A 14998-nucleotide genomic window follows, 5' to 3' on the forward strand; every position below is an offset into this window, starting at 1 on the left:
CGGTGCGAAGACAAAAGGCCGGCACAAGCCGGCCATTTTGCTGCTTTCTTTCATTGTTGCGTTGCGAGGGCCTGCTTTGTTCATCTTCCCTTCAGGGTGAAAAGCGCTTTTGCTAATGTGGTTTAGACCGGCTGCTCCGAAGGCAGGGGCCGGAGGGCGACGGAAAAGACATGTTGGATCTTGCAATCGTAGGCGGCGGCCCCGGCGGGCTGATGAGCGCCTGGTATTTGAAGAAAAAGCTCGGCGATCTTTGCCGCGTCACGATCTACGAGGCGTCCGACCGCGTCGGGGGCAAGATCGTCTCGCGCAAATTCGATTCCGCGCCGGCGATGTACGAGGCCGGCGTCGCCGAAATCTACGATTATTCGATGACCGGCCCGGATCCGCTGCGGGAACTGATCCAGCATTTCGGTCTGCAGACGATACCGATGGACGCCGAGCAGGTGCACCTCGACGGCGAGCTGCTCAACGACGTGCCGGGCATGCGCCGCAAATACGGCGCGAAAACTGCAGCCGCAATCGAGGCGTTTCGCAAGCGCTGTTCCGACATGGTGTCGCCGATCGAATATTACGAAGGCGTCGGCGCCCACGATAACGAGCATCCGTGGGCCTACATGACCTGCGAGGAGCTGCTCGACCGGGAAGTCGACGATCCCACCGCCAAGCGATTCCTTAAAGTGATGGCGCGGTCCGATCTCGCAACCGAAAGCCACAATACCAACGGGCTGAACGCGCTGAAAAACTTCGTGATGGATGTCGACGGCTATATCGGCTTGTATTCGATCCAGAACGGCAACGAGCAACTGATCGAGTGTCTGCGCTCGGAAGTGGATGCTGACATCCAGCTCAATCATCGCGTGCTCAAGGTCGGCAAGACCGATAGCGGCCGTTATCAGCTCAACATGATGAACGGGAAGGGGCCGGAGACACGCGATTTCGATCTGGTGCTGATGTGCCTGCCGCATTCCTGGCTCGCCACCATGCGCTGGGATGGCGAAGAGCTGCGCAAGTCGATGGTCAAGCATGTCGCCTATTTCGACCGTCCGGCGCACTATTTGCGGGTTTCGATCCTGTTCGACGAACCGTTCTGGGGCGAGAAGATCGCCGGCGCCTGGTTCATGTCGGAAGCGTTCGGCGGCTGCTGCGTCTACAATGAGGGCGCCCGCCACGACGTCGGCAAGCACGGCGTGCTGAACTGGCTGATCGCCGGCTCGGACGCGCTGGCGTTCGCCAATCTGAGCGATCAGGAACTGATCGATGCCGCGCTGAAATCGTTGCCGGCCTCGCTCGGCAACGCCCGCGATCATTTCATGGAAGGCAAGATCCACCGCTGGCTGTCGTCGGTGAATGCGCTGCCGGGCGGCCTGCCGGTGCGCGACGTCATGACCAACCATCGGCCGGAGCCGAAAGAGCATCCGGGAATCGTCGTGGTCGGCGACTATCTGTTCGATTCGACGCTGAACGGTCTGCTCGACTCCTCCGACGCGGCCACCGATATCATTCTGACCGAGATGATCCGGTTGCGCCGCGCCCGCGCGCAGCAGGGCGAGGTGTCGTCCGACAAGATCGACCGCGGCTATTTCGAAAATTACCGTGGTGTCGGTCCCTACAGCGAGGTCTGGAGCCGGTTTACCGATCCGGCCTATCTGACGGACCTGATCAAGATCGTCTGGAACAGGGCCAAGGGCTACAAGCTGCTCGTTGCCGGCGCCGCCAGCGGCGAACTGGTCGGCGCGCTCCGCGAGCGCGGTATCGACGCCTGGGGTATCGAAAACAACAAGACGATCCACGCCAAAACGCCGAAGGCGCTGAAAAAGTACAACAAGCTCGGCTCCATCCTCGACATGCCGTTCAAGGACGGCGAATTCGATTTCGTGTTCGAGACCAGCCTGTGTCACATTGCTGAAAAGCAGGTCCCGCGGGCGGTGCGCGAACTCAACCGCGTCGTGAAGACCGGGCTGGTGTTCGGATCGGTGACGTCGGACATGGCCCCGGCGCTGATCGACCGCTACGACCTGTTGCGCGGCGTGAAGAAGCTCGGCACCTGGTGGGAATGGTCTGAATTGTTCTTCGGCAACGGATTCGACCTCGCGATGCACCGCCGTGACTGCACCGATGCGGTGTGGGCGGCGACGCTGGCTGCCAACAAGGGGCCGGGGCAGTGGTACGCCGACGCCGACAGCCTGCGCTATTCGTTTTTTGACAAGGTTGAATCGGACGATTGAGGTCCGACCGGTTGTAATAAGGCACGACCGGCTCTGATGAATCAGCGCCGGCCGCGCCAAATGTTTGCCGAATTGATCCCGATCGCATAGAATCCGTGGCGGTAGCGCCCGTCGCTGCCGCGTTCGATTTGCGGTCATGCCGGCCGTGCAGCATCGGTTGGTTTCATGGCGCCCAAGCCTCCATCCTCGGATGATCAGAATCCCGCGCCGGCGGACGATCCTGAGCTGACGAAGAAGCTCGTGCCGGAGGCTGTCGCGCCGCTTTCCGGCGGCAAGGCCGCCGGCGCGCCCTCCGACGATGACAAGGACGACGAACAGGACGAGCTGGAGCTCGACGACGATGATGATGACGAGGACCTCGTCGTCTTCACCGCCAAGGAAGCCGCCGGCGCGATGGCGACGATGTACGGCTTCGTCCGGCCGTATCTCGCCAATTACAGGAAACTCCTGATCTTCGTCAGCTTCGGCGTCATGGTCGAGACGCTATTCAACGTCATCATGCCGCTGAGTCTGAAATTCCTGATCGATGACGCGCTCGGCGAAGAGGATTTTCAGGCGCTCTACAAGATCCTCGGCGTGCTCGCGGTCGCCGGTATCGTCACGTCGATCATTGCGGTCTGGTACGAGCGATGGGACGCGCGGCTGGCGGCGTCCATCATTGCCGATGTGCGGACGCGGCTGTTCGAGCATGTCCAGAACCTGCCGTCGTCCTATTTTGCCAAAACCAGGCGCGGCGAGATTCTCTCGCGCTTCTCGATCGACCTTGCGGCCTTCGAAGGTTCGGTCAAGACCTTCGCCAACAGCGCGGCGCTGCCGTTCCTGGAATTGATCGCCGGCATCATCCTGATGCTGTTTTTGAACTGGCAGCTTGCGGCGGTGGCGCTGCTGGTGTTCCCGATCACGCTGATCGGGCCGCGGATCCTGACGCCGAAGGCGGTGCAGGCCAATTACGAGCAGAAGCTCAATGAATCGGCGTTGCTCGGCACGGTGCAGGAAAACGTGGCGGCGCAGGCCGTGGTCAAGGCATTCAGCCTGCAGCGCCGCACGCTGGGCTGGTTTACGATGCGCAACCAGGAAGTGCGCATCAAGACCGCGTCGGCTGTCTTCCTCTCCACGATGGTGGAGCGCACCGTCACCATTTCAGTATTGCTGCTGCACCTCGTGGTGCTGGCAATCGGCGCCTATCTCGCCACCAAGGGCCAGATCACCATCGGCACCTTCGTCACCTTCGAGAGCGCGTTCTGGGAGGTGTCCTACAACATCGCCCATCTGATGCACTTCATTCCGGTGTCGATCCAGTCGGCGGCGGCGGTGCGGCACATCCAGGAACTGCTGGATGAGCCGACGCGCGGCGCCGATCGCCCGGGCGCCCCCGATTTGCCGCGCATCACCAACGACATCACCTTCGACCGCGTCACCTTCGCCTACGAAGGCAGCGAGACGCCGGTGCTCGACAATTTCAGCCTCAAGCTCGGCGTCGGCAAGCGTATCGCGATCGTCGGTCCCAGCGGCTCGGGCAAGAGCACGCTGCTCAACCTGATCCTGCGCCTTTACACGCCGGACGAGGGGCGGGTGGCGATCGACGGCGTCGATATCCGCCGCGTGACCCGCGAGTCGCTGCGTGGTGGCATGGCGATCGTGTTCCAGGAGAACATGCTGTTCAACATGTCGATCCGGGAGAACATCCGGCTCGGCAAGGAAGGCGCCAGCGACGAGGAGGTCGAGGAAGCGGCGCGCAAGGCCGAGATTCACGGCTACATCATGAGCCTGCCGCAGAAATACGACACGCCCGTCGGCGAGCGCGGCGACACGCTGTCGGGCGGCCAGCGCCAGCGCATCGCGATCGCGCGCGCGATCATCCGCAATCCCTCGCTGCTGCTGCTCGACGAAGCGACGTCGGCGCTCGACCAGACCACCGAAGCCGCGATCAATCGCACGCTTCTGAATGTGGCGGAGGGCCGCACCATGATCTGGTCGACCCACCGCCTGACGTCGGTGGTCGAAATGGACGAGATCATCGTGATTTCAGGCGGGCAGGCGATCGAGCGCGGCTCGCATGCGCAGTTGCTCGCGGCCAACGGGGTCTATCGCAAGCTCTGGGACGACCAGGGCCATACGTCGCACAACGCCGCCACTCAGGCGGACGACGACAACGAAGACGATGACGACGATGAGGATGACGACGAGTAGTCCGGACTGCCGCGACCGGGAAATGTCAGACGAGAATTGTAGTGACGGTTGTTGGGCGACTTGAAAGCGTTTGGCGTTACCCGGTAAAGAGCATGCCGGGAGAATCCCTGCCCGAGGCGTATGTCGGCTTTGGCGGCGTGCTCGGCGACCGGCTCTACGCTGTCCATCATGCGGGCGCGCCCAAGGCCTTTCCCTTCCTCACCGCACGAAGCAGAAAGGAAATGCTGCGATTTCGCCCGAGGTTTCGCCGTCCCGAGCTGACGCTTGTACCGGGCAACCTGACCGATGCAGAAACCCGTGGTCCCGGCCTGACACCGCTGTTTCCCTCCAGTGACGATCTGGCGCTTGAGATCGATGCGCCGAACGGAAAAACTCTGTCAGCGTCCGATCCGGCGCTGCTGGGTCTGATCGGAGGTGATCAGCTCAACGCTTCCGACCTGACCATCATACGCTCGGACTGCGCCATAACGGACTGTCGCCCACTTTCGTTGCTTGCAACCCAGACGATTGACGGAATTGGCCGCGCGGTGGGCTTGACGCTCGACAAGCGTCGCTTTCGCGAAAACTTCTATGTCGATCTCAATTCCGGTGGAAGCTTTGCCGAAGACGCATTCGTCGGCCGGCGACTGCGGATCGGTCCGAAACTGACGGTCCACATTCTGGAACGCGATATCCGTTGTCGCATGATCAGCATTGATCCGGAGACGCTCGACGAGAATCCCGAGATTTTGCGGTATGTAGCAAAGAATCATGACGGGAGAGCGGGCGTCTACGCCGCTGTGCTGGTGGCGGGTCTGGTTCGCCCGGGTGACGATATCGTTCTTCAGGATTAGTCCGCACAACGCCGCCGGTCAGACCGACGACGACAATGAAGACGATGACGACGAGGAGTGAGCCCGGCGGTTTGACCCCGCGCTGATCCCGTTTCGCATCCGCCGCAAGCAGCCTTCGCCGAACCACGCCAGGAAACGCGCCCAGCGCTGAGCCTGCCAGTAGGGCCCGTTCTCGATCGTGACCTTGCGGAAGCTGACGGCCTTTGCCATCGACCAGGCATCGCAGGCCTGCTTGACCGGATCGTCGTAAAAGGAGGCGATCTTGTCTTCGCCCATGCCCTCGGTCGCGAGCCAGGCGGGGATATGGACGTTGCAGAGCTGGGCTACGTCGGTGAATACCTTGTCGGTGCCGGTGCCGGTAACCGGGCAGGTGTGCGCAAAGGCGTCGCCGACCAGGACGAGGCCCGCTTGGCGATACCCGGTTGAGACATAGAGATCGGCGGGCCTGATCTTGACGTCGCCGGCAACGCCGTATTCGCCGGTGATGCGGCGCAGCCTGGGCAGCGCGGCGTTCATGGTCTCGACCGGCTTCTTCCGCATCTCGCGCAGCCAGGGGTCGTCGACCTCGCGGTAGACGAAAAGGTTGGCCCGCATCCGGCTTCTGATCGGGAAGAGCGTGACATAGGCGACGCGCTCGCTTGCCCGCTCCGAAAAATAGGTAAGCGCAGGAAATTCGAAGGCCGGGCGGCCGACCGGCACCAGGTCAAATCCGATCGAGATGGAATGGCTGGCGCTGAGGATCTGGCGCTCGATACCGAGATTGCGGCGCAGCCCGACACTCAGGCCATTGGCCAGCACCACCAGGCGCGCCGAAATCGTTTCACCGTTGGATAGCGTGAGCTTCTGCCGCTCCGCACTGGTCGAGACGTCGGTCACCTTGGCGTAGATGAGTTCGGCGGGGGCTGCGATTTCGGCGCGGACCGCGCCGATCAGTGCATCGTACATGATGCCGTATTGGCGGCTCGGCTTCTTGTCGAGCAGATAGCCGAATCGCGCGATCCAGTTTTCGCCGTCATGGGTGGCCGAGCGCAGCACCGAATCGGCGATTCCGGTCTGGTAGAAGCGGCCGAGCTGCTCGTCGCCGCTGATTTTTTCGACGCGGAAGTCGAATGGATAGGCCTGATGCGGATCGATCAGGACCGTCGGAATTCCCGCGCGTCCGAGCATGGCGGCTGCAGTAGAGCCGGCGAGGCCGCCGCCGATGATCGCAATGTCGGTGTATTTCATATGGAATCTCAGCCGGGGTGCGACACTTTTGCACCCGGAATGGCAAATAAAGGCTTAGTCGGAGGGCCGGCATCGGTCCGGATTCCACGAGAATAATGTTTCTGGGTATATTTACCCGGATGAAAATTGCGACTCGGGTGGCGCAGGGCAGGGCGGAACACTATCTATGTCGGACGTCGCGAATTCACTTCCGCGCTTCGCGCATTCACGCGAAGCACTGAATCCGCAGACGCCATAGGCGTTTCAAGCGTTCTCGTTTCGCTTGACTTAGCTGTCCACCACTTATAGAAGACGGCCACTTAACGACAGGCGGTGAGCAACGCCAACGTCGGAACGGAACACCCTTTCAAATCCTTACGGAAGTTTCCTGAGGGCCTGGACGGGCACCAACCTCGACGAATGCCGCTCAAACGCTGTCGATCATATTGCTAGGCAATGCCAGGACGATTTTAGTTCTCTTGAGCACGTCCTCTTGAGAGTGAACTCGGATGCATGACCTCGGAAGCGGGCCGGACAGCGAACGCTGATCGGCCTTCAGTCGCGGTCCTCTGTGGCGTCGAAGCGCTTTCCGCTCAGCGATGGGTGGTTGGCGCGATTTCGTTTTGCGTGAATGTTTTTCACGCAGGGCGGGCCGAACGGAACGGCTAGTTCCGAGAAGAATTTGCGAAAGCCATTCGAGGTTTCGCGCGAACTAAAGGGTGAAGGCTGACATGCCGACGATCAACCAGCTGATCGCAAAACCGCGTGCGGTGCAGAAGTCACGCAAGAAGGTGCCGGCGCTGCAACAGTCGCCGCAGAAGCGCGGCGTTTGCACGCGCGTCTACACCACGACCCCGAAGAAGCCGAACTCGGCGCTTCGTAAGGTCGCCAAGGTGCGCCTGACCAACGGCTTCGAAGTGATCGGCTACATCCCGGGTGAAGGCCATAACCTTCAGGAGCACTCGGTGGTCATGATCCGCGGCGGCCGCGTCAAGGACTTGCCCGGCGTGCGCTACCACATCCTCCGCGGCGTCCTCGATACCCAGGGCGTCAAGAACCGTAAGCAGCGTCGTTCGAAGTACGGCGCGAAGCGTCCGAAGTAAGCGGGAACAGATCAGATGTCTCGTCGCCATTCTGCTGAAAAGCGTGAAGTGAACCCGGATCCGAAGTTCGGGAACATCATCATCACGAAGTTCATGAACTCGATCATGTACGACGGCAAGAAGTCCGCCGCCGAGAGCATCGTCTACGGCGCGCTCGCCATGATCGAAACCAAGACCAAGCAGGGCCCGCTGCCGGTGTTCGAGCAGGCGCTGGAAAACGTCATGCCGACCATCGAAGTGCGGTCGCGCCGCGTCGGCGGCGCCACCTACCAGGTGCCGGTCGAAGTCCGCTCGGTCCGCCGTCAGGCGCTGGGCATTCGCTGGATCATCACTGCAGCGCGCGAGCGCAATGAAAAGACGATGACGGAGCGGCTCTCGGCCGAGTTGCTCGACGCGTCGAACAACCGGGGGAACGCCGTCAAGAAGCGTGAAGATGTGCACCGGATGGCGGAAGCCAACCGTGCCTTCTCGCATTATCGCTGGTAACGGCGAAGAACGGATTTAAGGAACAGCCCATGCCTCGCGTTCATGCCATAGAGAATTACCGCAACTTCGGTATCATGGCGCATATCGATGCCGGTAAGACCACGACCACCGAGCGCATCCTTTATTACACCGGCAAGAGCCACAAGATCGGCGAAGTGCACGAAGGTGCCGCGACGATGGACTGGATGGAGCAGGAGCAGGAGCGTGGCATCACGATCACCTCCGCTGCGACCACCGCGTTCTGGAACGGCAAGCGCCTCAACATCATCGACACCCCCGGCCACGTCGACTTTACCATCGAAGTCGAGCGTTCGCTGCGCGTGCTCGACGGCGCGGTGTGCGTGCTCGATTCGAACCAGGGCGTCGAACCGCAGACCGAAACCGTCTGGCGCCAGGGCGACAAGTACAGGGTTCCGCGCATCGTCTTCGCCAACAAGATGGATAAGACCGGCGCCGATTTCTATAAGTGTCTCGACGATATCGTCGACCGCCTCGGCGCCAAGCCGATTGCGATCCAGCTTCCGATCGGCTCCGAGAACAACTTCAAGGGCCTGGTCGACCTCGTCCGCATGAAGGGCGTGGTTTGGGAAGACGAGGCGCTCGGCGCCAACTTCAAGGACATCGATATTCCCGCCGACCTCGCCGACAAGGCGAAGGAATACCGCGAGAAGATGCTGGAAGCCGCCGTCGAGCTCGATGACGACGCGCTTGCGGCTTACCTCGATGGCAAGGAGCCCGATGAGGCGACGCTGAAGCGGCTGATCCGTAAAGCCGTGCTGACCGGCGCCTTCTATCCCGTGCTGTGCGGCTCGGCCTTCAAGAACAAGGGCGTGCAGCCGCTGCTCGACGCGGTGGTGGATTATCTGCCGTCGCCCATCGACGTGCCTGCGATCAAGGGCATCGACGATGACGGCAACGAAGTCGTCCGCAAGGCCGACGACAAGGAGCCGCTGGCTCTGCTCGCGTTCAAGATCATGGACGACCCGTTCGTCGGCACCATCACCTTCTGCCGCATCTATTCGGGCGTGCTGATGAGCGGTACCGGCGTGGTCAACTCGACCCGCGAGAAGAAAGAACGTATCGGCCGCATGCTGTTGATGCATGCGAACAACCGCGAAGACATCAAGGAAGCCTATGCCGGCGACATCGTGGCACTTGCCGGCCTGAAGGAAGCGCGCACCGGTGACACGCTGTGCGATCCCGACAAGCAGGTGATCCTCGAAAAGATGGAATTCCCGGAGCCGGTGATCGAAATCGCGATCGAGCCGAAGTCGAAGGCCGACCAGGAAAAGCTGGGCGTAGCACTGGCGAAGCTCGCCGCCGAAGATCCGTCGTTCCGCGTGTCGACCGACCAGGAGTCCGGCCAGACCATTCTCAAGGGCATGGGCGAACTCCATCTCGACATCAAGGTCGACATCCTCCGCCGCACCTACAAGGTCGACGCCAACATCGGCGCGCCGCAGGTGGCGTTCCGCGAGCGCGTCACCAAGCGCGCTGAAGTCAAGTACACGCACAAGAAGCAGACCGGTGGTACCGGTCAGTTCGCCGAAGTGTCGATCATCGTCGAGCCGAACGAGCCCGGCAAGGGCTACGAGTTCGAATCGAAGATCGTCGGCGGCGCGGTGCCGAAGGAATACATCCCCGGCGTCGAAAAGGGCCTCAACAGCGTGATGGGCTCGGGCGTGGTCGCCGGCTTCCCGGTGGTGGACGTCAAGGTTCAACTGGTCGACGGCAAGTATCACGACGTCGACTCCTCGGCGCTGGCCTTCGAAATCGCATCGCGCGCGGCATTCCGCGAAGCGCTGCAGAAGGGCAAGTCCGTTCTGCTCGAGCCGATCATGAAGGTCGAGGTGGTGACCCCGGAAGACTATACCGGTTCGGTCATCGGCGACCTGAATTCGCGGCGCGGCCAGATCCAGGGCCAGGACATGCGCGGCAACGCCAACGTCATCAACGCGATGGTGCCGCTCATGAACATGTTCGGGTACGTGAATAACCTGCGCTCGATGAGCCAGGGACGCGCGACCTTTACGATGCAATTCGATCACTACGCTGAAGCGCCGGCGAACGTGTCGGCAGAAGTCCAGAAGAAGTTTGCCTGATTGTCGTTGGTTCAAAGCTAACGACTGAACGGAGAGTCAAATGGCCAAAGCAAAGTTTGAACGTAATAAACCGCACTGCAACATCGGAACCATCGGTCACGTCGACCATGGCAAGACCTCGCTGACCGCAGCGATCACCAAGGTGCTGGCTGAAACCGGCGGTGCGACGTTCACGGCGTACGATCAGATCGACAAGGCGCCGGAAGAAAAGGCGCGCGGCATCACGATCTCGACCGCTCACGTCGAATACGAAACCAAGAACCGGCATTATGCCCACGTCGATTGCCCGGGCCACGCCGACTATGTGAAGAACATGATCACCGGTGCGGCGCAGATGGACGGCGCGATCCTGGTGGTGTCGGCTGCCGACGGCCCGATGCCGCAGACCCGCGAGCACATCCTGCTGGCTCGCCAGGTCGGCGTTCCCGCGCTGGTCGTGTTCCTGAACAAGTGCGACATGGTCGACGATCCGGAACTGCTCGAGCTCGTCGAGCTCGAAGTCCGCGAACTGCTTTCGAAGTACGAATTCCCGGGCGACACCATCCCGATCGTCAAGGGCTCGGCGCTGGCCGCGCTTGAGGACAAGGACAAGGTGCTCGGCCACGACGCCATCCTCGAACTGATGAAGCAGGTCGACGCCTACATTCCGCAGCCGGAGCGTCCGGTCGACCAGCCGTTCCTGATGCCGGTCGAAGACGTGTTCTCGATCTCGGGCCGCGGCACCGTGGTGACCGGCCGTGTCGAACGCGGCATCGTCAAGGTCGGCGAGGAAATCGAAATCGTTGGTCTCCGCGCCACCCAGAAAACCATCGTCACCGGCGTCGAGATGTTCCGCAAGCTGCTCGATCAGGGCCAGGCCGGCGACAACATCGGTGCGCTGCTCCGCGGCACCAAGCGCGAGGAAGTCGAGCGTGGCCAGGTGCTGTGCAAGCCGGGTTCGGTCAAGCCGCACACCAAGTTCAAGGCTGAGGCCTACATCCTGACCAAGGAAGAGGGCGGTCGTCACACCCCGTTCTTCACCAACTATCGGCCCCAGTTCTACTTCCGCACCACCGACGTGACCGGTGTCGTGCATCTGCCCGAAGGCACCGAAATGGTGATGCCGGGCGACAACATCGCGATGGAAGTGCACCTGATCGTGCCGATCGCGATGGAAGAAAAGCTGCGCTTCGCGATCCGTGAAGGTGGCCGCACCGTCGGCGCCGGCGTCGTCGCCTCCATCATCGAGTAAGAAGCGAATAGGGAATGGCGAGTGGCGAATAGGGATTTTCTATTCGCTATTCGCTACTCGCCACTCACTAAAGAAAGACATCGGCAATGAACGGCCAAAATATTCGCATCCGTCTCAAGGCGTTCGACCATCGTATCCTCGATACGTCGACCCGCGAGATCGTGAACACGGCGAAACGTACCGGTGCCCAGGTTCGCGGACCCATTCCGCTGCCCACCCGCATCGAGAAGTTCACCGTCAACCGTTCACCGCACGTCGACAAGAAGAGCCGCGAGCAATTCGAGATGCGCACCCACAAGCGCCTTCTCGACATCGTCGATCCGACCCCGCAGACCGTCGATGCTTTGATGAAGCTCGACCTGGCCGCCGGTGTCGACGTCGAGATCAAGCTCTAAGATTTTCAGGATCGTCCGAAGTTAACGGACAGAAAGAACAGGAAGCACGCCGATGCGCTCCGGAGTGATCGCACAAAAGGTCGGGATGACGCGGGTCTTTACGGAGACCGGCGAACATATCCCTGTGACCGTGCTGAAGCTGGGCAATTGCCAGGTGCTGGGCCACCGCACGACCGAGAAGAACGGTTATGTCGCGCTGCAGCTCGGTTCGGGTACCCGCAAGACCGTCTATCTGCCGAAGGCGGAACGCGGCCAGTTTGCGGTGTCCAAGGTCGAGCCCAAGCGGAAGGTCACCGAGTTCCGCGTGTCGGAAGACGCGCTGATCCCGGTTGGCGCCGAGATTCAGGCGGACCATTTCGTGGTCGGCCAGTTCGTCGACGTCACCGGCACCTCGGTCGGTAAGGGTTTTGCCGGCGGCATGAAGCGCTGGAATTTCGGCGGTCTGCGCGCCACCCACGGTGTGTCGGTTTCGCATCGTTCGATCGGTTCGACCGGCGGACGCCAGGATCCCGGCAAGACCTTCAAGAACAAGAAGATGCCCGGTCACATGGGTGTCGATCGCATCACCACGCTCAATCTGCGTGTGGTGCAGACCGACGTCGAGCGCGGCCTGATCCTCGTCGAAGGCGCCGTTCCCGGCTCCAAGGGCGGCTGGATCTCGGTGCGCGACGCCGTCAAGAAGCCGCTGCCGAAGGAAGCTCCGAAGCCCGGCAAGTTCAAGGTCGCCGGCGGTGAGCAGGCTCAGGCTCCGGCCGAGCAGGAGGGCGCGTGAGATGGAACTGAAAGTCACGACCCTTGAAGGCAAGGAAGCTGGTTCGGTCCAGCTCTCGGACGCGATCTTCGGTCTCGAGCCCCGTGCCGACATCATCCAGCGTTGCGTGCAATGGCAGCTCAACAAGCGCCAGGCCGGAACGCACAAGACGCAGGGCCGCGCCGACGTCTGGCGCACCGGCAAGAAGATGTACAAGCAGAAGGGCACCGGCGGCGCCCGTCACGGCTCGGCCCGCGTGCCGCAGTTCCGCGGCGGTGGCCGTGCGTTCGGTCCGGTGGTTCGCTCGCACGCGACCGACCTCCCGAAGAAGGTGCGCGCGCTGGCGCTCAAGCATGCTCTCTCGGCGAAAGCCAAGGACGGCGGCCTGATCGTGATCGACAATGCGCAGGTCAAGGACGCCAAGACCAAGGCGCTGGTCGGCCACTTCTCGGGTCTCGGCCTGACCAATGCGCTGATCATCGACGGCGCCGAGGTGCACGCCGGTTTCGCGACCGCCGCGCGCAACATTCCGAATATCGACGTGCTGCCGATCCAGGGCATCAACGTCTATGACATTCTGCGTCGTCAGAAGCTCGTGCTGACGAAGGCGGCAGTCGATGCGCTGGAGGCGCGCTTCAAATGAAGAATATCGATCCGCGCCATTACGACGTGATCGTGGCACCCGTCGTCACCGAAAAGGCGACGGTGGCGTCCGAGCACAACAAGGTCGTGTTCAAGGTCGCCAGCAAGGCGACCAAGCCGCAAATCAAGGAAGCCGTCGAGAAGCTGTTCGACGTCAAGGTGAAGAGCGTGAACACGCTGGTCCGCAAGGGCAAGACCAAGGTGTTCCGCGGCAATTTCGGTTCGCAGTCGGACGTGAAGCGGGCTGTCGTGACCCTCGAAGAGGGCCACCGCATCGACGTCACTACCGGACTATAAGGCGACACAGCGATGGCATTGAAAACATACAATCCGACGACGCCGGGCCAGCGCCAGCTGGTGATGGTCGACCGTTCGGCGCTCTACAAGGGCAAGCCGGTGAAGGCGCTGACCGAGGGCAAGCTCGGCAATGGCGGCCGCAACAACACCGGCCGCATCACCGTGCGTTTCCGCGGCGGCGGCCACAAGAAGTCCTACCGCCTGGTGGACTTCAAGCGGAACAAGATCGACGTTCCCGCCGTCGTCGAGCGGCTGGAGTATGATCCGAACCGCACCGCGTTCATCGCGCTGATCAAGTATCAGGACGGCGAGCAGGCCTACATCCTGGCGCCGCAGCGTCTGGCTGTGGGCGACACGGTCGTTGCCGGCAACTATGTCGACGTCAAGCCCGGCAATGTCATGCCGCTCGGCAACATGCCGGTCGGCACCATCATCCACAACATCGAGATGAAGATCGGGAAGGGCGGCCAGATCGCGCGTTCGGCCGGCACCTACGCCCAGATCGTCGGTCGCGACCAGGACTACGTCATCCTGCGCCTGAATTCGGGCGAGCAGCGCCTGGTGCACGGCCGTTGCCGCGGCACCATCGGTGCGGTGTCGAACCCCGATCACATGAACATTTCGATCGGCAAGGCCGGCCGTACCCGCTGGCTGGGCTGGCGTCCGCATAACCGCGGCGTCGTCATGAACCCGATCGACCATCCGCACGGCGGCGGCGAAGGCCGCACCTCGGGCGGCCGCCACCCGGTCACGCCGTGGGGCAAGCCGACCAAGGGCAAGAAGACCCGTTCGAACAAGTCGACCAATCGATTCATTCTCCTAAGCCGCCACAAGCGGAAGAAGTAAGGAACGCCGGACATGGTACGTTCAGTCTGGAAAGGCCCGTTCGTCGAAGCCTCTCTGCTCAAGAAGGCAGATGCTGCGCGTGCGTCCGGCCGTCACGACGTCATCAAGATCTGGAGCCGCCGCTCGACCATCCTGCCGCAGTTCGTCGGCCTGACGTTCGGCGTCTACAACGGCCAGAAGCATGTGCCGGTATCGATCAACGAGGAAATGGTGGGTCACAAGTTCGGCGAGTTCTCGCCGACCCGTACCTTCCATGGCCATTCTGGCGACAAGAAAGCCAAGAAGGCTTGAGGAATAGACGATGAGCAAACCAAAGCGCGAACGTGTCCTTGCGGACAACGAGGCCAAGGCAGTTGCCCGGATGCTGCGCGTCAGCCCGCAGAAGCTCAATCTTGTCGCGCAGCTGATCCGCGGCCGGAAGGCGGCTGCTGCGCTCGCCGACCTGCAGTTCTCGCGCAAGCGGATCGCGGTCGACGTCAAGAAGTGCCTGGAATCGGCGATCGCGAACGCCGAGAACAACCACGACCTCGAAGTCGACGATCTCGTCGTCGCCGAGGCGCATGTCGGCAACGGCATCGTGATGAAGCGTTTTTCGCCGCGCGGCCGTGGCCGTTCGGGGCGTGTGTATAAACCGTTCTCGCACCTGACCATCGTGGTTCGTCAGGTCGAGGCCGAGGCAAGCGCTTAAAGC

General features: G+C 61.8%; 15 protein-coding genes. 14 read left to right on the plus strand and 1 reads right to left on the minus strand.

The features are described from left to right. Positions 1–170: 170 nt before the first annotated feature. The 3 genes from V1283_RS07520 (at position 171) to V1283_RS07530 (ending at position 5248) form a co-directional block, all read left to right on the plus strand. Positions 171–2225 carry an FAD-dependent oxidoreductase gene (locus tag V1283_RS07520; RefSeq protein WP_334385795.1) on the plus strand — a complete coding sequence of 685 codons (2055 nt, stop codon included), beginning with the start codon at positions 171–173 and terminating at the stop codon, positions 2223–2225. A 165-nt stretch (positions 2226–2390) separates the two neighbouring features. Then, positions 2391–4415, plus strand: a complete 2025-nt coding sequence (locus V1283_RS07525; RefSeq protein ID WP_334385796.1) for an ABC transporter ATP-binding protein — start codon at positions 2391–2393, stop codon at positions 4413–4415. A gap of 41 nt (positions 4416–4456) precedes the next feature. Next, entirely contained in the window at positions 4457–5248 is a 792-nt protein-coding gene (locus V1283_RS07530; protein WP_334385797.1) for an MOSC domain-containing protein, read from the plus strand. A gap of 18 nt (positions 5249–5266) precedes the next feature. Here V1283_RS07530 and V1283_RS07535 read toward each other — a convergent pair whose 3' ends face one another. Further along, the gene (locus V1283_RS07535) at positions 5267–6475 is read right to left on the minus strand and encodes an FAD-dependent oxidoreductase (protein ID WP_334385798.1); all 1209 of its coding nucleotides are present in this window, start codon (positions 6473–6475) and stop codon (positions 5267–5269) included. 710 nt (positions 6476–7185) lie between these two features. Between V1283_RS07535 and rpsL the strand changes: the two genes are divergently transcribed. The 11 genes from rpsL (at position 7186) to rplV (ending at position 14995) form a co-directional block, all read left to right on the plus strand. Next, positions 7186–7557 (plus strand): 30S ribosomal protein S12, encoded by a 372-nt coding sequence (rpsL, locus tag V1283_RS07540; RefSeq protein ID WP_108518071.1) that lies wholly within the window; start codon positions 7186–7188, stop codon positions 7555–7557. A 15-nt stretch (positions 7558–7572) separates the two neighbouring features. Continuing rightward, complete coding sequence (gene rpsG, locus V1283_RS07545; RefSeq protein ID WP_212420850.1) at positions 7573–8043, plus strand: 30S ribosomal protein S7; 471 nt, start codon at positions 7573–7575, stop codon at positions 8041–8043. Between the two features lie 29 nt (positions 8044–8072). Further along, complete coding sequence (gene fusA / locus V1283_RS07550) at positions 8073–10145, plus strand: elongation factor G (protein WP_334385799.1); 2073 nt, start codon at positions 8073–8075, stop codon at positions 10143–10145. Positions 10146–10185: 40 nt separating this feature from the next. Next, on the plus strand, positions 10186–11376 hold the full coding sequence (tuf, locus tag V1283_RS07555; protein WP_334385800.1) for an elongation factor Tu: 1191 nt from the start codon (positions 10186–10188) through the stop codon (positions 11374–11376). An 86-nt stretch (positions 11377–11462) separates the two neighbouring features. Then, on the plus strand, positions 11463–11771 hold the full coding sequence (gene rpsJ, locus V1283_RS07560) for a 30S ribosomal protein S10 (protein WP_002712302.1): 309 nt from the start codon (positions 11463–11465) through the stop codon (positions 11769–11771). Between the two features lie 52 nt (positions 11772–11823). Then, positions 11824–12543, plus strand: coding sequence for a 50S ribosomal protein L3 (rplC, locus tag V1283_RS07565; protein WP_334385801.1), 720 nt, complete (start codon positions 11824–11826; stop codon positions 12541–12543). 1 nt (position 12544) lies between these two features. Next, entirely contained in the window at positions 12545–13165 is a 621-nt protein-coding gene (gene rplD, locus V1283_RS07570) for a 50S ribosomal protein L4 (protein WP_108518082.1), read from the plus strand. Next, a complete protein-coding gene (locus V1283_RS07575; protein ID WP_028349056.1) occupies positions 13162–13461 on the plus strand; it encodes a 50S ribosomal protein L23 in 300 nt (99 codons plus the stop codon). Before rplD ends, V1283_RS07575 begins: the two co-directional genes overlap by 4 nt. A gap of 12 nt (positions 13462–13473) precedes the next feature. Continuing rightward, entirely contained in the window at positions 13474–14307 is an 834-nt protein-coding gene (gene rplB / locus V1283_RS07580; RefSeq protein ID WP_334385802.1) for a 50S ribosomal protein L2, read from the plus strand. Positions 14308–14319: 12 nt separating this feature from the next. Then, positions 14320–14598 carry a 30S ribosomal protein S19 gene (gene rpsS / locus V1283_RS07585; protein ID WP_247515602.1) on the plus strand — a complete coding sequence of 93 codons (279 nt, stop codon included), beginning with the start codon at positions 14320–14322 and terminating at the stop codon, positions 14596–14598. Positions 14599–14608: 10 nt separating this feature from the next. Beyond that, positions 14609–14995, plus strand: coding sequence for a 50S ribosomal protein L22 (gene rplV / locus V1283_RS07590; protein WP_334385804.1), 387 nt, complete (start codon positions 14609–14611; stop codon positions 14993–14995). Positions 14996–14998: the final 3 nt, after the last annotated feature.

Origin of the sequence: Bradyrhizobium sp. AZCC 2262, assembly GCF_036924535.1 — a bacterium.
In the GTDB taxonomy this organism is placed as follows: domain Bacteria; phylum Pseudomonadota; class Alphaproteobacteria; order Rhizobiales; family Xanthobacteraceae; genus Bradyrhizobium.